18 protein-coding genes are annotated in these 19,688 nt (G+C 70.6%); 11 read left to right on the forward strand and 7 right to left on the reverse strand.

What is annotated here, in order from left to right; genetic code table 11:
- Positions 1-45: 45 nt before the first annotated feature.
- Positions 46-1,824, reverse strand: coding sequence for an ABC transporter substrate-binding protein (locus tag QMK24_RS20410; protein WP_283467848.1), 1,779 nt, complete (start codon positions 1,822-1,824; stop codon positions 46-48).
- Positions 1,825-1,911: 87 nt separating this feature from the next.
- Complete coding sequence (locus QMK24_RS20415; protein ID WP_283467850.1) at positions 1,912-2,943, reverse strand: ABC transporter permease; 1,032 nt, start codon at positions 2,941-2,943, stop codon at positions 1,912-1,914.
- Between the two features lie 417 nt (positions 2,944-3,360).
- Here QMK24_RS20415 and QMK24_RS20420 point away from each other — a divergent pair, with 417 nt between their 5' ends.
- Positions 3,361-4,506, forward strand: coding sequence for a hypothetical protein (locus QMK24_RS20420; protein WP_283467851.1), 1,146 nt, complete (start codon positions 3,361-3,363; stop codon positions 4,504-4,506).
- 61 nt (positions 4,507-4,567) lie between these two features.
- Here the strand turns inward: QMK24_RS20420 and QMK24_RS20425 are convergent, their stop codons facing one another.
- Positions 4,568-6,688 (reverse strand): S9 family peptidase, encoded by a 2,121-nt coding sequence (locus QMK24_RS20425; RefSeq protein WP_283467853.1) that lies wholly within the window; start codon positions 6,686-6,688, stop codon positions 4,568-4,570.
- 189 nt (positions 6,689-6,877) lie between these two features.
- Here QMK24_RS20425 and QMK24_RS20430 point away from each other — a divergent pair, with 189 nt between their 5' ends.
- From QMK24_RS20430 to QMK24_RS20465, 8 genes are all read left to right on the forward strand, one after another.
- Positions 6,878-7,072, forward strand: coding sequence for a hypothetical protein (locus tag QMK24_RS20430; RefSeq protein ID WP_283467855.1), 195 nt, complete (start codon positions 6,878-6,880; stop codon positions 7,070-7,072).
- 25 nt (positions 7,073-7,097) lie between these two features.
- On the forward strand, positions 7,098-7,958 hold the full coding sequence (gene mshB / locus QMK24_RS20435) for an N-acetyl-1-D-myo-inositol-2-amino-2-deoxy-alpha-D-glucopyranoside deacetylase (protein WP_283467857.1): 861 nt from the start codon (positions 7,098-7,100) through the stop codon (positions 7,956-7,958).
- On the forward strand, positions 7,955-8,326 hold the full coding sequence (locus QMK24_RS20440; protein WP_283467859.1) for a DUF6113 family protein: 372 nt from the start codon (positions 7,955-7,957) through the stop codon (positions 8,324-8,326). Before mshB ends, QMK24_RS20440 begins: the two co-directional genes overlap by 4 nt.
- A 334-nt stretch (positions 8,327-8,660) precedes the next feature.
- Positions 8,661-10,556 carry a hypothetical protein gene (locus QMK24_RS20445; protein ID WP_283467861.1) on the forward strand — a complete coding sequence of 632 codons (1,896 nt, stop codon included), beginning with the start codon at positions 8,661-8,663 and terminating at the stop codon, positions 10,554-10,556.
- Between the two features lie 158 nt (positions 10,557-10,714).
- Positions 10,715-11,671, forward strand: coding sequence for an ABC transporter ATP-binding protein (locus tag QMK24_RS20450; RefSeq protein WP_283467862.1), 957 nt, complete (start codon positions 10,715-10,717; stop codon positions 11,669-11,671).
- Complete coding sequence (locus QMK24_RS20455) at positions 11,668-12,408, forward strand: ABC transporter permease (RefSeq protein WP_283467863.1); 741 nt, start codon at positions 11,668-11,670, stop codon at positions 12,406-12,408. The genes QMK24_RS20450 and QMK24_RS20455 overlap by 4 nt, the downstream gene beginning before the upstream one ends.
- 97 nt (positions 12,409-12,505) lie before the next feature.
- Positions 12,506-13,675, forward strand: coding sequence for a sensor histidine kinase (locus tag QMK24_RS20460; protein ID WP_283467963.1), 1,170 nt, complete (start codon positions 12,506-12,508; stop codon positions 13,673-13,675).
- Positions 13,676-13,745: 70 nt separating this feature from the next.
- On the forward strand, positions 13,746-14,351 hold the full coding sequence (locus tag QMK24_RS20465) for a response regulator transcription factor (protein WP_283467865.1): 606 nt from the start codon (positions 13,746-13,748) through the stop codon (positions 14,349-14,351).
- Between the two features lie 73 nt (positions 14,352-14,424).
- Here the strand turns inward: QMK24_RS20465 and QMK24_RS20470 are convergent, their stop codons facing one another.
- Together QMK24_RS20470 and QMK24_RS20475 are read right to left on the reverse strand one after the other, a co-directional pair.
- Entirely contained in the window at positions 14,425-15,249 is an 825-nt protein-coding gene (locus tag QMK24_RS20470; RefSeq protein WP_283467866.1) for a transglutaminase family protein, read from the reverse strand.
- The gene (locus QMK24_RS20475; protein ID WP_283467965.1) at positions 15,246-16,205 is read right to left on the reverse strand and encodes a GNAT family N-acetyltransferase; all 960 of its coding nucleotides are present in this window, start codon (positions 16,203-16,205) and stop codon (positions 15,246-15,248) included. The genes QMK24_RS20470 and QMK24_RS20475 overlap by 4 nt, the downstream gene beginning before the upstream one ends.
- Before the next feature lie 114 nt (positions 16,206-16,319).
- Between QMK24_RS20475 and fdxA the strand changes: the two genes are divergently transcribed.
- Together fdxA and dapC are read left to right on the forward strand one after the other, a co-directional pair.
- Positions 16,320-16,646: a ferredoxin gene (gene fdxA / locus QMK24_RS20480; protein WP_138351014.1), complete on the forward strand. Its 327-nt coding sequence runs from the start codon at positions 16,320-16,322 to the stop codon at positions 16,644-16,646.
- 83 nt (positions 16,647-16,729) lie between these two features.
- Positions 16,730-17,827 carry a succinyldiaminopimelate transaminase gene (gene dapC / locus QMK24_RS20485; protein ID WP_283467867.1) on the forward strand — a complete coding sequence of 366 codons (1,098 nt, stop codon included), beginning with the start codon at positions 16,730-16,732 and terminating at the stop codon, positions 17,825-17,827.
- A gap of 70 nt (positions 17,828-17,897) precedes the next feature.
- Here dapC and QMK24_RS20490 read toward each other — a convergent pair whose 3' ends face one another.
- Positions 17,898-18,380, reverse strand: coding sequence for an ATP-binding protein (locus tag QMK24_RS20490; RefSeq protein ID WP_283467868.1), 483 nt, complete (start codon positions 18,378-18,380; stop codon positions 17,898-17,900).
- A gap of 276 nt (positions 18,381-18,656) precedes the next feature.
- Positions 18,657-19,610 (reverse strand): VldE C-terminal domain-containing protein, encoded by a 954-nt coding sequence (locus QMK24_RS20495; RefSeq protein ID WP_283467871.1) that lies wholly within the window; start codon positions 19,608-19,610, stop codon positions 18,657-18,659.
- Between the last annotated feature and the right edge of the window lie 78 nt (positions 19,611-19,688).

A 19,688-nucleotide genomic window follows, 5' to 3' on the forward strand; every position in this document is an offset into this window, starting at 1 on the left:
GGCCGGCCCCGGCGGTGAGGCCGGGGCCGGCGCCATGCGCTGGAACTACTTCACGAACACGCTATTCGGGTTGATGACGCCGACCACCTGGTTGTAGGTGACGCCGCCGAGGCCCGCGCCGTAGATGCCGAAGAACTTGTCGAAGAGGAACGGCACCTGGGAGGTGTCGGTCTTCAGGACGTACTCCGACAGGGTCCGCCACTCGTCGGCCTGCTTGGTGAGATCGGTGATCTTCTGGATCCGGTCGATCTCGGTGTTGACGTGCTCGTCGTTGAGGAACGAGTAGTTGTTGGTGCCGTCGGCCAGATTGCGGCCGTCCAAGGTCGGCGGCACGACGGTGGAGGCGTTCGGCCAGTCGGCACCCCAGCCGGTGCGGTACAGGTCGTACGGGGTGTTGACCTTGCCGACGACCGTGTAGTAGCTGGTCGGGTCGATGGCCTTACGGGTGACCTGGAAGCCGGCCTTCTCGAGCGAGTTGGCGACGATCAGGGAGATGTTCTGCCAGCGGGTGGTGTTGGAGTAGGCGTAGGACAGCTTCGGGTGTTCCTGTCCCGCATCCTTCAGTAGCGCCTTGGCCTTCTCGATGTCACCGGCCGGCGCGCTGAGCTTGCCGAACGGGTCGAACGCCTTCCAGCCGGCGACGGTCGGGCTGATCAGCGTGGTGCCGAGCTCGCCCTGGGCCGCGCCGCCGAACGCGCTCTGCACCTGGGTCATCGGGAATGCGTACGCGATGGCCTGACGGATCTTGGGGTCGGTGATCCGCTTGGTGTTGATGTCCAGGACCTCGACGTACGGCTGGTACTCGTTGACCGTCCGCGACTTGTACTGGGCGCTCGTCGCAAGGGTCTGCATCCGCTCCGGTGCGGCGGCGCCGGACAGGTCGATACCGGTCGCGTCGGTGCCGGAGCCGGCCATCAGGCGGTCGGTGAGAGCCGGCTGGGCGATGCCCAGCTCGAAGTTCCAGCTGTCCGGGTACGCGTTGCGGATCGGGTCCGACTTCGGGTCCCAGTTGGTGTTGCGGACGAAGACCAGCGACTTGCCCGGCTTGTAGCTCTCGATCTTGTACGGACCGGAGGCGACCGGGTGGTTGTTGTACTTGTCCTTGTCGTCCTTCGCCTTCGGCACCGGCGAGATGTTCGGCATGGCCATGGCGTACGGGGCGTCCGGGTGCGCTTCCTTGAAGTGGAAGATCAGCGTCGTGTCGTCCGGGGTGTCCAGGACGGTCGCGGGTAGCTCCTTGCCCTCGTACGGTCCGGTGTACGCCTTGCGGTAGTCGGGGCCGAGCATCCACTTCTGCACGTACTGCGGGCCCTGGGTCTGGTAGCCGGCGAAGAGCCGCTCGATGCCGTACTTCACGTCCTTGGACGAGATCGGGGTCCCGTCCTCGAACTTGAGGCCGCTCTTGAGCTTGTACGTCCAGGTCTTGGCGCCGTCCGTCTGCACACCGGTGTCCGTCGCCAGGTCGCCGACCAGGATGGTCTTCTTGGTCTTGGCATCGATCTTGTAGCCGGTCAGGGTGCGGTTGTACAGCAGCGAGACCGACATCTGGTCGCTGACGTACTGCTGGCCCTGGTCGAGATAGTCGAACCCGGCCTGTTCCAGGTCGTGGACCGTGCCGCCCTTCTTGGCGCCGTCGATCTCGGGAGCGGGACCGGTGGAGTCCGCCGCGGTGCCGAGCCCGAAGTTCTGGACGCTGGCCTTTGCGCCACCGTCGCCCCCCTTGTTGCCGGTGTCATTGCTGCTGCCGCTGCTGCACGCGGCGGCCAGCGTCAGAGCCCCCACCGCCAGGAACGCGGAGGCGTAACGAGCCTTGCGATTTCTCATGGATTCCTGCCTGTCACAGAACGGAACTTCCACCGATGCCGACGTGCCGGTTTCCGCAGGTGCGGGCCGGTCCGACTGCCTGAACGATCAACGAATGGTCTTGGGATCGAGCGCGTCCCGGACCGAATCCCCGAGCAGGTTGAAGGCGACCACGAAGAGAACCATCGCGATGCCGGGGAAGAACATGAACGTGACGTCGTTCTCGTAGTAGTTCGCTGCGGTCTGGAACATCAGGCCCCAGTCCGGCGTGGGCGGGAGAATTCCGACACCGAGGAAGGAAAGGCCGGCCTCTGTGGTGACGTAGACCGGGAGCAGCAGCGTCGATTGGACGAGAATGGTGCTCCAGATATTCGGCAGCAGTTCCTTGCGGATGATCCGCCAGGAGGAGGCACCGCTGATCCGCGCCGCTTCTACGAACTCGCGTTCACGCAGTGAGAGGACCTGCGCTCGTACCAGCCGGCCGATGCTCATCCAGCCCAGGATCGACTGGACGATGATCAACGCGAAGAACCGCACGTACGAGGGTTCGACGTCATTGGTCGTGACAAACAGGGAGACGACTACCGGAGTGAACACGATGAAGAACAGCTGGCTCGGGAAGGCCAGGAAGAAGTCCGAGACCCGGCCGAGCGTGTAGTCCGACCGGCCGCCGAGGTAGCCCTGGACGAGGCCGATGAGCACACCGACCACGACCGAGGCGACCGTCACGCAGGCCGCGATGATCAGTGACGTCCGGATGCCGTAGATCAGCAGGGTGAACACGTCGCGGCCCAGCTGCGGTTCGATCCCGAACCAGTAGCTGCCGCTCACACCGCCGTTCGGCTGGAGCGGAAGGCCGTAGGTGTTCATCAGGCCCTGGTCCTGCCCGTACAGCTCGTACGGGTTCTTGCCGTACAGCTTGGCGATCAGGGGCGCGGCCGCCGCCACGAGAATGAAACCGATGACGACGAAGGCACAGGCGATGCCGCTTCGATCACGTTTGAAGCGAATCCATGCCAGTTGACCTGGGGAGCGCCCGATGAATTCGGGTGCGCCCCGGGGAGTTCCAGCCAGTGCTTCGGTCGCGTCGGCCGAAGCCGGGTCGGGCTGCACGTCGGCAGCTCGGGTTGGACTCGTCATTACGAATGCCCCCGCACCAAGAGTCTGTCTGCGCGACGGGGAAGTGCGTCACGGGTTGAGCGGACTTTGGCAATGGATTCATCGTCCAGTCAAGGGGCTGACGGGGGAAGAAATCGCGGAAGGGTGCTTCTTGAGTGAAGATTTTGCAGATTGCCGCGTACGCGTGCTTGACAAGGGTCGGTTGCCTCCAGAAATTAGGGAGGAATGTGGACCAACCGCGTTTACACGTCGGCAACTTGACTGTCGCAACACCGATATACGGACGTAGCACTCTGAACACCGTACGGCTGTGCGGGTCGCGTGGGTCGGCCGAGGTGCCTGATGGGGTCTCGGCCGACTGCCCTTTGGGGAAAGCCTGTTCCCCTCCCAGATGTACGGGTATATCTATGGGAACGGTGTGCCTGGGGGGAGATGGCCTTGAATCAGGGCAATGTGCTCGCACGCGGAGCGCGGGTCGCGGGTGGGATCATTTGTGCCGTTCTCGTCGCGGTGGAGATCATATGGATCACCCGGGACGTCAAAAACGTCGGCGCGAAAGACATGCTGCTGACCTGGATAGGACGGCTTTTCTCGGGACAGGAACATGCGCCCCTCGGCACCTCTGTCACGGATCTGATCCTGCTCGTCATCTGCCTGGGCGCTCTGGTGGCGGCCTCGAAGCCCAGCGCCTCCGGTGCCTTCGTGACGGTCGGGGTGATCACCTTCGTCTACCGGCTCCCGCTGCTCTGGGTCATGACCGAGGACTCGACCAGGGGACTCCCGCTGCGGGACCGGGCGTTGTATACGGGGATCGGCTCGGTCGTGGCATCCGTGGCGCTCATCGTCATCGCGGCTGCGGGCCGCCGCCCGGCACTCTCACCCGGCGAACCGGCACTCTCACCCGGCGAAGGCGGCGGCGAGCCGGCCGCCCCGCCGCGCACCGTACCGGCGGTCTTCGCCGGGCTGCTGCTGGTGTTCCTCACGCTGGTGACCGTCGCCTGGGAGCTGTACTACATCCACAGGTTCACCCCGGACCGCGTCGGACCGTTCTCGTACTGGCGTCAGCTCAGCGGACAGCAGCCCACCGGTACGCTGCTCAGCCCGTCGGGCTTCTGGGCGGACTGGGCGGTGGGCGCACTGGGCCTGGCCACCGCGGTGCTGGCGTTCGCCAGGAAACCGGTGGCGCGCCCGATGGGCATGGCGATGGGCTGGATACTGGCCGCCTACGCGGTGTTCATCCTGGACATCTACTCCAAGCAGAAGGTCCTCTTCACGTTCGGCGACCTGCCGACGAGCGACATGCTGCAGCAGCTCACCGCCGTCGTGGAGATCGTCGCGGGCCTGCTGATCCTCCTGCTGCTCGCCCTGCGCGGCGTCCACCGCCCGACGGTGGCCGCCCCGTGGGCAGCGCCCTCCGGGCAGTACGGCGCCTGGGGAACACCGCCCGCGCCCTCCCCGTACGGCGAAGCCCCGTACGGGCATTCGCCGTTCGGGAACCCGCCGGATGTACCGGGGGATCTGCCGCCGGAGTTCCCCCCGAACACCCCGCCCCGCCCGCAGTCGCCGCCGGGGGCCGGCTGGTAACAGGGCTTCGGGGAACGGGGGTTCGGGGACGGGAGCTCGGGGGCCTCGAGGGTCGTGGGTGTTACGCGATGCCCAGCGTCCGCTTGAGGAAGGCCACCTGGAGGAGCAGCAGGTTCTCCGCGACCTCCTCCTGCGGGGTCATGTGGGTCACCCCGGACAGCGGGAGCACCTCGTGCGGCCGGCCGGCCGCCAGCAGCGCCGAGGACAGCCGCAGGGAGTGCGCGACCAGGACGTTGTCGTCAGCGAGGCCGTGGATGATCATCATCGGCCGGACCTGGTCCACCGCACCCGACAGACCCTCGTCGGTGACCACGGAGTTGGCCGCGTAGACCTCCGGCCGCTCGTCCGGACGGCCCAGATAGCGCTCGGTGTAGTGGGTGTCGTACAGCCGCAGATCGGTGACGGGCGCGCCCACGACACCCGCGTGGAAGACGTCCGGGCGGCGCAGTACGGCGAGCGCGGCGAGATAGCCTCCGTAGGACCAGCCGCGGATCCCGACCCGTGACAGGTCCAGCGGGTACGACCCGGCGAGTGCGTGCAGTGCCTCGACCTGGTCGTCGAGGGTCACTCCCGCGAAGTCATCGACGATGGCCTTCTCCCAGGCGGGGGAGCGGCCGGGGGTGCCGCGGCCGTCCGCGACGATCACCGCGAAGCCCTGGTCGGCGAACCACTGCGAGGCCAGGTGGGCGTTGTGCGCGGCCACCACCCGCTGGCCGTGCGGACCGCCGTACGGGTCCATCAGGACGGGCAGCGGCCCGTCCCCTTCCCGGTATCCGGTGGGCAGCAGCACCGCCGCCGGGATCCGGCGCTCGCCCGCCTCGGTCAGCCGGACGTTCGCCCGCAGCACCGGCTGCTGCGCGTACGAGGTGATCACGGCGACCTGCTTGTCGTCCCGCAGCACCCGTACCCGCGCGCCGGCGGTGTCCGGTGTGGCGGAGGCGAGCACGGTCAGCGCCCCGGAACGGACCGCCGAATGCACGCCCGGCTCGTCGGACACCCGGCTGACCCCGCGCTCGCTCACCCGGTAGACGTGGATCTCCCCGGTCTCGGCGGCGTCGGCCGTGGCACCGGCCGAGGCCGACACCAGTACGTCGTCCGCGGTGATGTCCAGTACGGCCCTGACGTGCAACTGCGGTCCGGTCAGCGGCCGGTCACCGACGACCAGGACGCGGGCGCCCGCCTCATCGGCGATACGCACCAGCTTCCCGTCCGGCGTCCAGGCCGGCACACCGGCGAAAAGATCAAGCCATTCCTGATCTTCCTCGGCGTGCACCGGCTGGGTGCGGCCCGAGCCGGTGTCGAGGCTCAGGAAGAGCTGGCTGCGCTGGTCACGGGCCTGGACGAGCAGCACGGGCGGGCCGGCGGCCGACCAGTGCACCTGCGCGAGATACGGGTAACGCTCGCGGTCCCACTCCACGTCCACCCGGGAACCGTCGAGGCCGATCAGCGCCAGCGTCACCTCCGCGTTGGGCGTACCGGCGGCCGGATAGGCGATCTCGGCCGGGCGCCGGTCCGGATGCGCCGGGTCGGCGATCCACCAGCGCTGTACGGGGGCCTCGTCGACCCGGGCGACCAGCAGCCGCTCACTGTCCGGCGACCACCAGAAGCCGCGGCTGCGGGCCATCTCCTCCTGCGCGATGAACTCCGCCAGCCCCCAGGTCACCTCGTCGCCGTCCGGTTCCGCCAGCGCCCGGTCGCCGCCCCCCTCGGCGTCGACGACTCGCAGCGCGCCCCCGGCGACGTACGCCACCCGGCGGCCGTCCGGCGACGGCCGCGGATCGACCACCGGTCCGGCGGCGGGCAGTTCACGCGCTGTGCCGGCCCGCAGCTCGGCCACGAACAGCCGGCCCGAAAGCGCGAACGCCGCCAGCTCCACGGCCTGGTCCACCGCATAACCGACCACTCCGGCCGAGCCCTCACGGCTGCGCTCGCGCCGCGCCCGCTCCTGCGCGGAGAGCTCCTCCCCGGCCCCCGACAGCAGCGCTCCCGGGTCCGCGGCGATCCGCTCCTGCCCCGAGGCCGGGTCGAGGATCCACAGCAGATTGGACGGGTCGGTCCCGGACCGGGACCGCAGAAACGCCACGCGTTCCCCGTCCGGTGAGACCGTGAACGACCTGGGCGCCCCGAGCGTGAAGCGCTGCGTACGGGCGTGCTGACGCGGAAACGAGAGCTCTTCAGTCATGCCACCGACCCTAGATGTCGCCGCAGGCCCCTACCGTCTCTGGCGGAAAACCGGCTATGCGCCCCCGCGTGCTTCTGTGCACCGAGATATGCGGGGGCACGGAAAGTTATGATCAGTTGCCGTGTGCGGGTAAGGGTTAGTAGCAACTGGCAAGTGTCGTGCCCCTGCGTACCTGGGAGGTGAGCCGTTGTGGCACTTTCGATTTCGGCGGTGGTGCTGCTGCTGATCGTCGTGGCCCTGCTGGTGAGGAAGTCTGGGCTCAAGGGCGGTCACGCGGTGGCCTGCATCCTGCTCGGCTTCTATCTGGCGAGTTCTTCGGTGGCACCGACGATCCAGCAGCTCACGAACAGCCTCGCGGGCGTGATCGGGGGCTTCAAGTTCTGAGGGCTCCGAGCCGTACGCTCTCCTCATGAGCGATCTCCCTCCCAGGCGGCTGCTGCTCGTCCACGCGCACCCGGACGACGAGTCGATCAACAATGGCGCGACGATGGCCAAGTACGCGGCCGAAGGCGCCCATGTCACCCTCGTGACCTGCACCCTCGGCGAAGAGGGCGAGGTCATCCCGACCGATCTCGCGCACCTCGCCGCGGACCGCGACGACACCCTCGGCCGGCATCGCGTCGGCGAACTGGCACACGCGATGGCCGAGCTCGGCGTCACCGACCACCGCTTCCTGGGCGGGCCGGGCCGCTACCGCGACTCGGGGATGATGGGCGTCGTCCAGAACGAGAACCCGGACTGCTTCTGGCAGGCCGATCTCGATGAGGCCGCCGGGCATCTCGTGGAGGTCATCCGCGAGGTCCGGCCGCAGGTCCTGGTCGCCTACGACCCGAACGGCGGCTACGGGCACCCCGACCACATCCAGGCGCACCGGGTCGCGATGCGCGCGGCGGAGCTGGCCGGGGCCGCGGGCCACGGCATCGAGAAGATCTACTGGAACTGCGTGCCGCGCTCCGTGGTCGAGGCGGGCTTCGCGGCGCTCAAGGCGGCGGGGAAAGAGATCCCCTTCGAAGGGATCGCCTCGGCCGACGACGTACCGGGTGTGGTGGACGACGCACAGGTGACGGCGGCCATCGACGGCACCGACTTCGCGGAGCGCAAGGCGGCGGCGATGCGGGCCCACTTCACCCAGATCGCGGTGGACGGCCCGTTCTTCGCGCTCTCCAACGACCTCGGACAGCCGCTCTTCGCCGCCGAGTACTACACGCTGGCGCGGGGCACCGCGGGCGGCGGGCGCGAGGACGATCTCTTCGCCGGGGTGCGGGTATGAGCACGGCGCCGCGGATCGTGTCGTACCTCGTGCTCGCGGTGCTCGCCGCGCTGGTAGGCGGGGCGGGCGCGCTGGTGCAGGACGGCTGGTTCCCCGGCGGCCTGCTGCTCGCGCTGGCGGGCGTGGCGGGGCTGTTCTACGGCGGTGTGAAGCTCACCGGCACCCGGCTGGGAGCGGTGGTGCCGGCCGGCGTGTGGCTCATTACGGTGATGCTGCTCAGCTCCGCGCGGTCCGAGGGCGACTTCCTCTTCGCGGCCGGTATCGGCCCGTACATCTATCTGCTGGGAGGAGCGATGGTGGGAGTGATCTGTGCCACTCTTCCCCAATTGCCCTCATCTGGGGCGAATGACGCCCGACTTGGCGGCTGACCCGGTGTCCATGGTGTGCTGAGCGGTGAGCGTTCCACCGGTCGGGGGATCGCTTCGGCGCCGCCCAGTATGGTGGTGCGCGCTGGCGAGCCGCCTGAGGATGGCCGTGAGGTGGCGAAGCTAACCGGGAGAGCCTGCTTTGAGTCGTGAAACTGACAGTTCGTCCTCCGGAAACCAGGGGGGTCGCGGCGGAGCCGCGTACCCGTCGGGCACGCCGCCGTACGGAACGCGCCCGTTTCCGTCGCTGCACCCGCAGGAGGGGCCGCAGGACGGCGACGCCGCGCCCGAGGGGCCGGTGCCGGCCGCTCCGGAGCAGCCCAGGACCGAGACCACGATGACCACCAGGATCCGGATCAACATCCCCGGATCCCGGCCGATCCCGCCGCTGGTCATGCGCACCCCCGTCGAGGACCGCACCCCGGCGGGCCCCGGCGGCGATGCGGAACCGGGCCGTCCGGCGTCCAGTTGGAACGCCGTGCCGGCGCCCGAGCCGGCCGCGGAGCCGGTGGCCGAACCGGAACCGGCCTCCGAGCCGGAGCGGACCAGCGACTGGTTCGCACCGCGCAAGCCCGGCGCGGCGGCGCCCGCGCCGCCCCTCGCGTCCGGTCCCGCCCGTCCGCCGGTACCGGCGCCGGACGGCACGCAGCCGAGCGGTCCCGCCGGTCCGCAGATTCCCGGCGGGCGTCGCGACCCCCGTCCCGGCGCACGCCAGGACCCCGCACGCCAGGACCCCGCGGGCCCGGCGCCCTCGGGCCCGTATCTGGCCCCGCCGATGGGCGTACCGCTCGGTGGCACCGGTCCCGGCCCCGGTCCCTTCGACGAGGATCCGGAAGGCGCCGTCTGGCCCGGTGCCAACCCGCTGGCGCCGCAGGACCCCACGTTCAGCGACCCGGCCTACTCCGACCCCGGGTTCGGCGACCCCGCGTTCGGTGCACCGGGCGGCGCGTCGGGGACGGCCGACCGGAACACCCCCTTCCCCGCCTACCAGCCGCCCGCGGGCATGGCCCCGCAGGAACCGGCAGGACCGACCTCCGGTCCGGTGACCGGTGGGGTCCGGCTGCCCCAGACAGGTCCCGGCGGCCCGGGCGGTCCGGCCGGCCCCGGTGCCTCCAGCGGTCCCGGTGCTCCCGCCGCCTCCGGTGCTCCCGGCGGGCGAGTGTCGGGCGACACCCTGGTCAGCGGCATCCCCACCGTGCCCTCCTCCGGGTCCAGGACGCCGCCGGCCGGCGGCGAGGACTCGTACCGCTTCGAGGCGGACAGCACTCCCGCGCCCAAGGGCCGGTCCAAGGTGATATTGGCGGGCGTCGTCCTGGTCGGCCTCGCGGGTGTCGCCTACGGCGCCGGCCTGCTGATGGACCACTCGGAAGTGCCCAAGCGCACCACCGTCCTCGGCGTCGACATCGGCGGAAAGTCGCGGGACGACGCCGTCAAGTCGCTCGACGCGAAGCTCGGCACCCGTATCTCGGCTCCGCTCAAGGTGAAGATCGGTGCCCGGACGCTGGAGCTCAAGCCCTCGGTGGCCGGACTCTCGGTCGACAACCCGGCCACCGTCCGGGCCGTCGCGCACACCGACTACAACCCGGTCTCGGTGATCGGCTCGCTCCTCGGCGGAGCGCGACAGGCCGAACCGGTGCTGATCGAGGACGACGAGAAGCTGAAGTCCGCGCTGCAGAATCTGTCGCAGCAGGCGGCCGACGGGTCCGGTTCCGAGGGCATGGTGAAGTTCGTCAACGGCAAGGCCGTCGGCGTACCGGGCTCGCCGCGGCTGGCGCTCGACGTCGACGGCTCGATGAAGAAGGTCGCCGCCGCGTACCGGACGCGCGCCGAGACGGGCCGGGACCAGCCGGTGGAGCTCACCGCCACGACCGTGCAGCCGAAGGTCACCCAGGCAGAGATCGACCGGGCGCTCGCCGACTTCGGAAAGACCGCGATGGCCGGGATCATCACCGTGAAGACCGATGGCGCGCACAAGGTCCCGTTCGGCCCGAACAAGTCGCTTCCCAAGTTCCTGACGATGGTCGCGGACGACTCGGGCAAGCTGCAGCCCTCCTTCGACCTGGCCGTCCTCAAGGATCTGTACGGCAAGGTGTTCACCGGTGTGCTCCTGGAGCGGGACAACGGCACGAAGACCGCCGTCACCCCCAAGGACGTCGCCGACGCGATGCTGCCGGCGCTGCAGACGGCGGACCCGTCCAAGAAGACGGTCGTGATCCCGCACGTGGCGCAGTAACGCGCGGCCCCGCACCGGGACCCGGGACCCCGGCCCCCCGGCGCGTGATCCATGGGCCAGGGACCGGGTCCGTGAACCCTTCCCCATGACATCTGTCATGGGGAAGACACGATGTCCGGCACTGCCGGGAGGACGCGCGTCTCGGCGAAGCTGAGTCCATGACCGCAACAGCCGTACCGACCGCGACCGACGGGCCCGCCACGGGCGAGCCCGTGGTCGGCTTCAGCGGTGTGAACAAGAGCTTCGGCCCTGTCCACGCCGTCGCCGACCTCACCCTGACCCTGCACCCCGGTGAGACCGCGGCGCTGCTCGGTCCCAATGGAGCCGGCAAGTCGTCGGCCCTCGATCTGCTCCTCGGGCTGCGCAACCCCGACTCCGGCAGCATCAAGGTCTTCGGCACCAGCCCGGCGCAGGCCATCGCGCAGGGCCGGGTCGGCGCGATGCTGCAGAGCGGCGGGCTCATGGAGGACGTGACGGTACGGGAGATCATCTCCCTGGCCTGCGCCCTGCATCCGCGCGCCCACCCCGTCGACGAGGTGCTGGCCACCGCCGATATCGCCGACCTCGGCAACCGCATGGTCAACAAGCTCTCCGGCGGCCAGGAACAGCGCGTCCGCTTCGCGCTCGCCACCGCGGGCGCCAACGACCTGATCGTGCTCGACGAGCCGACCGTCGGCATGGACGTCACCGCCCGCCAGGCGTTCTGGGCGACGATGCGCCGCCAGGTCGACGAGGGCCGCACGGTGCTGTTCGCCACCCACTACCTGGAGGAGGCGGACGCGATCGCCGACCGCGTCCTGGTCCTGCACCGCGGCCGGCTCATCGCCGACGGCACCGCCGCCGAGATCAAGGCGCGGGCTGGCGCCCGCCGGATCACGTTCGACCTCCAGGGCACGATCGACGAGGCGGCGCTCAAGGCGCTGCCGAACCTGGTGGGTGTCGAGGTGTCCGGGGCCACCGTCCGGATCCGCTCCGACGACGCCGACGCGACGGTGCACGCGGTCTACGGCCTCGGGCTCTACCCCCGCAACCTCGAAGTCGCGGGCCTCGGCCTGGAGCAGGCGTTCCTCGCCATCACCGACGCAGCATCCGCCGAGGAGGCGGGAGAGCGATGAAGACTCTGATCAAGCTGGAGATCCTGCGCGTCCTGCGCAACAAGAAGTTCATGTTCTTCTCGGTGATCTATCCGCCGCTGCTCTTCCTGATCTTCACGGCGGGCACCGATCCCTCCTCGAAGCTGCCCGGCACCGATCTGTCGAGGGTCGCGTACTTCATGGTCGCGATGTCCGCGTTCGGCGCGATGACGGCCGTCCTCATGGGCAACGCGGAGCGGATCGCCCGTGAGCGGGAGAAGGGCTGGGTACGCCAGCTGCGGCTGACCGCGCTGCCCGGCCGCGGTTACGTCACGGCGAAGATCGCCTCGGCGGCCACCATCAGCCTTCCGTCGATCGTGCTCGTCATGCTGGTCGGCGCGAGTGTGAAGCAGGTGCGTCTCGACGCCTGGCAGTGGGCCGCGATCCTGCTGTGCAGCTGGGCCGGCAGCTTCGTCTTCGCCGCGCTCGGCGTGGCCATCGGCTACGTCTCCACCGCCGATGTCGCCCGGCCGGTCTCGATGATCGCCTACTTCGCGCTGGCCCTGCTCGGTGGTCTGTGGGTGCCCTTCACCTCCTTCCCGCAGTGGATGCAGAACATCGCCGAATACCTGCCGGCCCGCCCCTACGCGGCGCTCGGCCAGGCCGTCGAGCTCGGTGACGCCCCGCATGTGAAGGACATCGCGATCCTCATCGTCTACCTGCTGGTCTTCGCGGGCGGTGCGGCGTATCTGTACCGCAAGGACACCCAGAAGGCGTGACACCGTGGATCCCGTGAAGTCTGTGGACGGCGTGAGCGCCGGAATCAAGAACTGGCCGCCGTGGCGGGAGGAGGTGGAGTCCGCGGACTCCACCTCCATGGGGCGCGCGCCGGAGAACCGCCGGCAGGCGCTGGTGAAGCTGCTGTGGATCGCGATCTGGATGCTCTACCTGGGCGCTCCGCTGGACGACCTCATCCACGCCGGCCACGGCGTCCCCGTGACCGTGATCGCCTCGCTCGGCCTGGCCGCGTTCGTCGTCGGGTACCTGGCGCTGGTCTTCCTGCGCACCAACACCGACGAGCAGGATCGCTGGGTCTACGGGGCGCTGTGCGCGCTGTCCGCGCTGGCGGTGGCCACCTCGGCCGCCTTCGGCAAGCCCTGGCTGGTGCTCTTCGTCTACGTATCGGTCGCGTGCGGGGCGGTGCTGCCCCCGCGCCGGTCGCGCTGGCTGATCCCGGCCGTCACGGCGGTACTCGCCGCGATCGGATCGGTCGTCGACAACGCCGGGGAGCTCTTCCCCGCACTACTGATCCCTTGCCTCCTCGGAGGGTTCGCGATGGTGGGCATCAGACAACTCGTCCAGACGATGCGGGAGCTGCGCGAGGCGCGGGAGACCGTGGCGCAGCTCGCCGCGACAGAGGAACGCCTGCGGCTCGCGCGCGACCTCCACGATCTGCTCGGCCACTCGCTGTCCTTGATCACGCTCAAGAGCGAGCTGGCCGGGCGGATGCTCCCGGACCGTCCGCTGGACGCCGCGCAGCAGGTCTCCGACATCGAGCGGGTCAGCCGGCAGGCGCTCGTCGACGTCCGCGAGGCGGTGAGCGGCTACCGCCGCCCCACCCTGGCGACCGAGCTGGCCGGCGCCCGTACGGCGCTGGCCGCCGCGGGCGTCACCGCGGACTTCCCCGCGGACCTCCCGGTCACGGTGGAACAGACGCTTCCGTCCCTCGCCCCCGACACCGAGGGCGCGCTGGCCTGGGCCCTTCGCGAAGCGATCACCAACGTCATCCGCCACAGCGGAGCGACCCGCTGTGTGATCACCCTGGCCGAGGAGGCAGACGACGGCGGCGGCACCGTCAGCCTCACCGTCACGGACAACGGCCACGGCCCCGCCCGCAGCCCGGGCAACGGTCTCACCGGCCTGGAGGAGCGCCTGCTGCTCGCCGGCGGCAGCCTCACCGCCGGCCCGGCGGCCCCCACCGGATTCACCCTCCGCGCGAGCGTGCCGCGCCGCGCCCCCGTGGCGACGGGCCCGCCCGTCGGATGACGACCTGATCCACTCCCTTCCGCACACCAGGTCGTACGGGCACCGGCGCGTACGTCGCTACGCTGCACGCATGATTCGGGTGCTGCTGGCCGACGACCAGTCGATGGTGCGGGAGGCGCTGGCCACGCTGCTGGGCCTGGAGGACGACATCGAGGTGGTCGCCCAGGTCGCGCGGGGCGACGAGGTGCTGGCGGCGGCCCACGCCCACGCTCCCGATGTCGCGCTGTTGGACATCGAGATGCCCGGCATGACCGGGATCGAGGCGGCGGCGCAGCTGCGCAAGGAGCTGCCGGTCATCAGAATCGTGATCGTGACGACGTTCGGCCGCCCCGGGTATCTGCGCCGGGCGATGGAGTCGGGGGCCGAGGCGTTCCTGGTCAAGGACGCGCCGGCGGCGCAGCTCGCGGACGCGGTACGCCGGGTGCTGCGCGGCGAGCGGGTCATCGATCCGACGCTCGCGGCGGCGGCGCTGGCGGACGGGGCGGATCCGCTGACCGGCCGGGAGCGGGATGTGCTGCGGGCGGTGGCGGACGGTTCGGTGAACGCGGAGGTGGCGCGGAGCCTGCTGCTGTCGGAGGGCACGGTCCGCAACTATCTCTCGACGGCGATCCAGAAGACCGGCGCCCGCAACCGCGCGGAAGCGGTACGCATCGCCCGCGAGAAGGGCTGGCTGTAGCTGCCCCGCTCGCTCCGTCCAGCTGCCCGCCCGGTTCGGCCGTCCGCTCAGGTCGCCCGCTCAGGTCGCCCGCTCAGTTCAGCAGCGCGCGGGCCGACCGGGCCTGCCGCTGAATGGATTCAGCGGTCTGTGGATCCACCGCTTCCAGCATTTCCGCGTAGGCCTCCATCTCGGCGGCGCCGCGCGCGAAGTCACCGCGCCGTACGAGGAGCTGGGCGCGTTCGTAGCGCAGCCGGGCCGGATGGCGGGGGAGCAGCAGCGAGAGCTCCACGGCCCATAGCTGGACGTGGATCTGCTCGGGGCGTGCCGCCGCCCAGGCGCGGATGTTGTTGAGCACTCGCAGCAGGATGTCGAGCGGGTCGGCGGGGACGAGCATGGCGGGGGACAGCGGGGCGCCGGTCGCGCCCGCGACGAGCAGCCCGGCGTCGTCGGAGGTCAGCACCCGGCCGCCGCGGAAGGGGTCGGCGAGGACGAAGTGCCCGGCGGGATCGCCCAGGCCGACGACGAAGTGGCCGGGCAGGGCCACCCCGTACACGGGCGCGCCGGCCCGCCGGCCGACCTCGATCCAGACCACCGACAGCAGGATCGGCAGACCGCGCCGCCGCCGCAGCACCTCGTGCAGCAGCGAGGACTCCAGCTTCCCGTAATCGGCGGGCAGCCCGGCGAAGCCGCAGTCGGCGCCGAGGAGCGCGGACAGGGCGCAGGCCCAGTCGTCCGGCGTGCCGAGGCCGTAGGGCAGCAGGCCGGCCAGCCGGTCGAGTTCGATCTGCGCCGTGTCCAGGCCGGTCTGGCCGAAGTCCGGGTCGGCCTCCGCGCTGATCAGCAGACACAGCTCCGCGAGGTCGGGGCGCTCCTCGCGGGCCGCCTCCGCGAACCGCTCGCGCCACTGGCCCGTCACGGGGACGGACGCCGGTAGTGGTACCCGTGATGGGTGGTGAAGCCCATCCGGTCGTACAGCTCCCTGGCGGCGTCGTTGTCCGCCTCGACCTGGAGATACGCGAACGACGCGCCCTCCTCCAGGGCCCGCCGGGCGAGTGCGGCCATCACGGCGGTGGCCAGCCCCTTCCGCCGGTACGCGGGCTCGACCTCGACGGCGCCGAAGAGCGCCCACCGGCCGTCCACCACGCCGCGCCCGATCGCCCCGGGCATGGCGGCGAACCACACCGAGGGCCCGCCGGTGACGACCTTCAGCGCCTGCTCCGCCAGTTCACCCGTGCGGTGGTAGGAGGCGAGCCAGGAATCCCCGGGCTCGCGGGTGAGGGTGACGCCCTCCGCGCCTGGCAGGTCCGCGAGCGGTGCGATGGGCGAGGTGCGGACCAGGGTGTCGGCCTCCCTCGGCCAGCCGCGCCGCTCCAGCTCGGCGGCGAGCGGCGCGTCATCCGGGACCTGCAGATACGGGGTCGTACCGCGTTCGCCGTACCAGCGCACGACGAAGTCCAGCGCCTCGTCCAGCGGTACCCGCGGGTCGCCGTACGCCAGGACGGAATTGGCCCGCCGGGTAAAGCCGCCGGCGCCCCGCAGCGTCCACTCGCCCAGCCGCTCGGTCTCGATCGCGGGCCAGGCACGCGACGCCGCCTCCTGGAGCTCACCGGTGCTCGCGAGGGCGCCGCGGCGGACCGGAGCGGGGGGTACCACCTTGCCCGCGACCAGGGAGGATTCCGCGATACGGACGGTTTCGCCGTCCCGCCGCGTGACACACACCACCCCCTCATCCCACGATGCGAGAACACCGATGGTGTCGCTGAACGTAGGCTGCCCGTCAGCGATCTCCAGTACCCGCCGTACAGAAACGCGTTTTCCCACGTCAGCAGGGCTGATGCGGACCACTAGCCGTCCTGTGGCGGCAAAATCCATAGTCATCAGTGCCCCTCTTGTTCGTCTCATGCCCAGGAACGGAGATACTAGGGGCGGGCATCGACGACGCCGCGCTCCCGCGCGAGATGAGCCCTACCGAGGAGGAACGACAGCGTGACCTACGTCATCGCGCAGCCTTGTGTCGACGTCAAGGACAAGGCGTGTATCGAAGAGTGCCCGGTCGACTGCATCTACGAGGGCTCCAGGTCCTTGTACATCCACCCGGACGAATGCGTCGACTGCGGCGCCTGTGAGCCGGTCTGTCCCGTCGAGGCCATCTTCTACGAGGACGACACCCCGGAGGAGTGGAAGGACTACTACAAGGCGAATGTGGAGTTCTTCGACGAGCTCGGGTCGCCCGGTGGCGCCTCGAAGCTCGGGCTGATCGAGCGGGACCACCCCTTCATCGCCGCGCTGGAACCGCAGAACCAGCCCGGCTGATCGAGACCGCACGTCGCGTCGGTCCCGTACGGGGAGCGTTTCCGTGCGGGACCGACGTCGTCTCCAGGAAAGTGAGCACCAGCGTGGCGCCAGTCTCCGACCGTCTCCCCGTCTTCCCGTGGGACCGGCTAGAGCCGTACAAGGCCGCGGCCGCGGCACACGCGGACGGCATCGTCGACCTGTCCGTGGGCACCCCCGTGGACCCGGTCCCGGCCGTGATCCGGCGGGCGCTGTCCGCCGCGGCGGACAGCCCCGGCTACCCGCTGACGTACGGCACCGGCGCATTGCGCGACGCCATCGCGGACTATCTGCGCGACCGGCTCGGCATCGCGGGCGCCCAGCCGGCGAACGTGCTGCCGCTGATCGGGTCCAAGGAGCTGGTCGGCTGGCTGCCGACGCTGCTGGGGCTGCGCGAGGGCGACCAGGTCGCCTATCCGCAGCTGGCCTACCCGACGTACGAGATCGGGGCGCTCGTCGCCCGCGCGGAACCGGTGACGTACGCGGACCCCGTCACCGACCTCGACCCGTCGCGCGTCAGGCTGCTGTGGCTCAACACCCCCGCGAACCCCACCGGCCAGGTGCTGGACGCCGCCGAGCTGCGCCGCATCGTGGACTGGGCGCGCGGGCACGGCATCCTCGTCGTCTCCGACGAGTGCTACATCGAGCTGGGCTGGGACGCGGAACCGGTCTCCGTGCTCCACCCCGACGTGTGCGGCGGCAGCCATGACGGCCTGATCGCCGTCCACTCGCTCTCCAAGCGCTCCAACTTCGCCGGGTACCGGGGGGCGTTCCTGGCGGGGGACGCCGCCGTCGTCAAGGAGCTGCTGGGCGTGCGCAAGCACACCGGCATGATCGTCCCGGCGCCCGTACAGGCCGCGATGATCGCCGCGCTCGGCGACCGGGAACACGCCGTCGTGCAGAAGGAGCGCTACGTCCGGCGGCGGGCCGTGCTGCGCACCGCCTTCGAGGCCGCGGGCTTCCGGATCGAGCACAGCGAGGCCAGCCTCTACCTGTGGGCGACGCGCGCGGAGTCGTGCTGGGACACGGTCGGTGACCTGGCCAAACAGGGCATCCTGGTAGCGCCGGGCGAGTTCTACGGTCCGGTGGGCGCGCAGTTCGTGCGGATCGCGTTCACCGCGATCGACGAGCGCGTGGACGCCGCGGTGCGCCGGCTGGCCTGACCCGGCCATTGGTGGACGAAGGGGCCCGGAGAGCAGCGCTCTCCGGGCCCCTTCGCATCCGTCGCGGTGGCTAGCCGAGCGGCAGGCCCTTGAGGGGCAGCGAGCTGGCCGGGAGGGCGTTGACCGGGAGGTTGCCCGTCGACGGCAGCGCGGGCGCGCCGCCGGGCAGGCTGCTGACCGGGAGGGTGTCGGCGCCGGGCAGGCTCTTGGCGGTCTCGCCGAGGATGTTGCCGGTGGAGCCGGTGGCCTGGCCCGCGGTCTGCTGGGCGGCCGGGGCGGCGGTCTTCCCCGCGGCCCCGACCGCCTTGCCCGCGGCGGGGACGGCGGTCTGCACGGACTTGCCGCCCGCCTGGCCGGCCAGCCCTGTGGCCTTCTGGGAGGCGCCGTCGAGGGTGTTGCCGAGGGAGGCGCCGTCAAGGTTGGTCAGTCCACCCAGGTCCGTCGTCTGCGGCAGCACGGCGGCGGACGCGGCGGAGGCGCCCAGCAGGGGAGCAGCGGCCGCGCCGACGAGCAGGGCGGCACGGGCGATCCGACGCGTGAGGGGGAGGGACATGGTGCTCCTTTTGCGGAGGGAGGGACGGGACACGTCCGGTTGGCGGACGTGCTGACTACCGCTCCAGGAGCCCGAAGGTTGCGGCCGTTCGAGGTAAAGAGTTAGTAATGCGTCGCATAATAGTCATCCGGCAAAAGCGGCCATTCCGGGCGCCTCGGCAGTGCGTGATGAAACGTCACATCGCCCATGTCGCAAGGAAATTGACGTCCAGTCGGGCGAAATTCCCACGGCCGGGGTTTGACGTACTCGCTATGCGCTTTCGGGTGACGCGGCGCACTATTGCGCGACCGTGATCCGTACGTCCCCGTCGGCGGTCTCGGCCGCGCTCGTGTCGGACTTCTGCCATCCCTTGCCGGAATCGGCCGCCCGCCACTGCTTGTCCTGGAATGAGACCTTCTCGACCTTCAGGTCGTCCGAGTGGGCCACCGCCCACTGCGCCAGTTCCCAGCCGCGGCGTTTGCCGTTCCGGTCCGCCGCGCCCCCGGTGAGGGTGGAGGGCACCTGCACGGTCCGGGCGCGCGCCGTCCCGCCGCCCGCCGCGCCCTCGGCCGGCCGTGGCACGACCTGCGGGCCGAACTCACGGGCCAGCTGTTTGCGGACCTGCGCGGGATCGCCCGTCGTGACCGGGCCGCCGTCACCCCGGGTGCAGGTGAGCGCGCCCGGCTGCCGGCCGGTGAGCGCCGCGGCCAGCAGGGTCGCGTCCGCCTCGTGCTTCGCGTACGCCTCGGGAAAGCCGCTCCGCTGCACCCGCTGGGCGGCCTCGGTCAGCGGCAGCGTCGCATAGCCGTCGATCTTCAGCAGCCCGTCGAAGAACTCGTTCGTGGAGTGCACCGGGTCCATGATCTGCGCCGGCGTTCCCCAGCCCTGCGAGGGGCGCTGCTGGAACAGGCCGAGCGAGTCACGGTCGCCGTGGTCGAGATTGCGGAGCGTCGACTCCTGCATCGAGGTGGCGAGCGCGATCGTCAGCGCCCGCTCCGGCAGGCTCCGGGACGTCGCGACCGCCGCGATCGTCGACGCGTTCGCCGCCTGCTGCGGTTCGAGCCGCAGTACAGTCCCGTCACTGCCGCCCCCCGCCGCCACCGTGCACCCGGCCTGCTGCGCCCCGCCACCGGTGACGTAGTAGACGCCGTACCCGGCGAGACCGAGCAGGGTGAGGCCCGCGACGGCGAACCGGAGTCGGCGGCCGCGCCGGCGGGGACGCTGCTGGGACGTCGGCGAAGGGTTGGGCATGACGCCCACCGTACCCACACACCGGCCGCTGCTCTCGAACGCCTGCGTCGGAGGCGCTCGCAATCCCGGCCGCCGCCG

This window comes from Streptomyces sp. PH10-H1, assembly GCF_030063355.1.
Taxonomy (GTDB): domain Bacteria; phylum Actinomycetota; class Actinomycetes; order Streptomycetales; family Streptomycetaceae; genus Actinacidiphila.

Coding starts and splice junctions, on each gene's coding strand:
- QMK24_RS20410 (WP_283467848.1), bottom strand. CDS start 1,824: ATGAGAAATCGCAAGGCTCGTTACGCCTCCGCGTTCCTGGCGGTGGGG.
- QMK24_RS20415 (WP_283467850.1), bottom strand. CDS start 2,943: ATGACGAGTCCAACCCGAGCTGCCGACGTGCAGCCCGACCCGGCTTCG.
- QMK24_RS20425 (WP_283467853.1), bottom strand. CDS start 6,688: ATGACTGAAGAGCTCTCGTTTCCGCGTCAGCACGCCCGTACGCAGCGC.
- mshB (WP_283467857.1), top strand. CDS start 7,098: ATGAGCGATCTCCCTCCCAGGCGGCTGCTGCTCGTCCACGCGCACCCG.
- QMK24_RS20440 (WP_283467859.1), top strand. CDS start 7,955: ATGAGCACGGCGCCGCGGATCGTGTCGTACCTCGTGCTCGCGGTGCTC.
- QMK24_RS20445 (WP_283467861.1), top strand. CDS start 8,661: ATGACCACCAGGATCCGGATCAACATCCCCGGATCCCGGCCGATCCCG.
- QMK24_RS20450 (WP_283467862.1), top strand. CDS start 10,715: ATGACCGCAACAGCCGTACCGACCGCGACCGACGGGCCCGCCACGGGC.
- QMK24_RS20455 (WP_283467863.1), top strand. CDS start 11,668: ATGAAGACTCTGATCAAGCTGGAGATCCTGCGCGTCCTGCGCAACAAG.
- QMK24_RS20460 (WP_283467963.1), top strand. CDS start 12,506: ATGGGGCGCGCGCCGGAGAACCGCCGGCAGGCGCTGGTGAAGCTGCTG.
- QMK24_RS20465 (WP_283467865.1), top strand. CDS start 13,746: ATGATTCGGGTGCTGCTGGCCGACGACCAGTCGATGGTGCGGGAGGCG.
- QMK24_RS20475 (WP_283467965.1), bottom strand. CDS start 16,205: ATGGATTTTGCCGCCACAGGACGGCTAGTGGTCCGCATCAGCCCTGCT.
- QMK24_RS20490 (WP_283467868.1), bottom strand. CDS start 18,380: ATGTCCCTCCCCCTCACGCGTCGGATCGCCCGTGCCGCCCTGCTCGTC.
- QMK24_RS20495 (WP_283467871.1), bottom strand. CDS start 19,610: ATGCCCAACCCTTCGCCGACGTCCCAGCAGCGTCCCCGCCGGCGCGGC.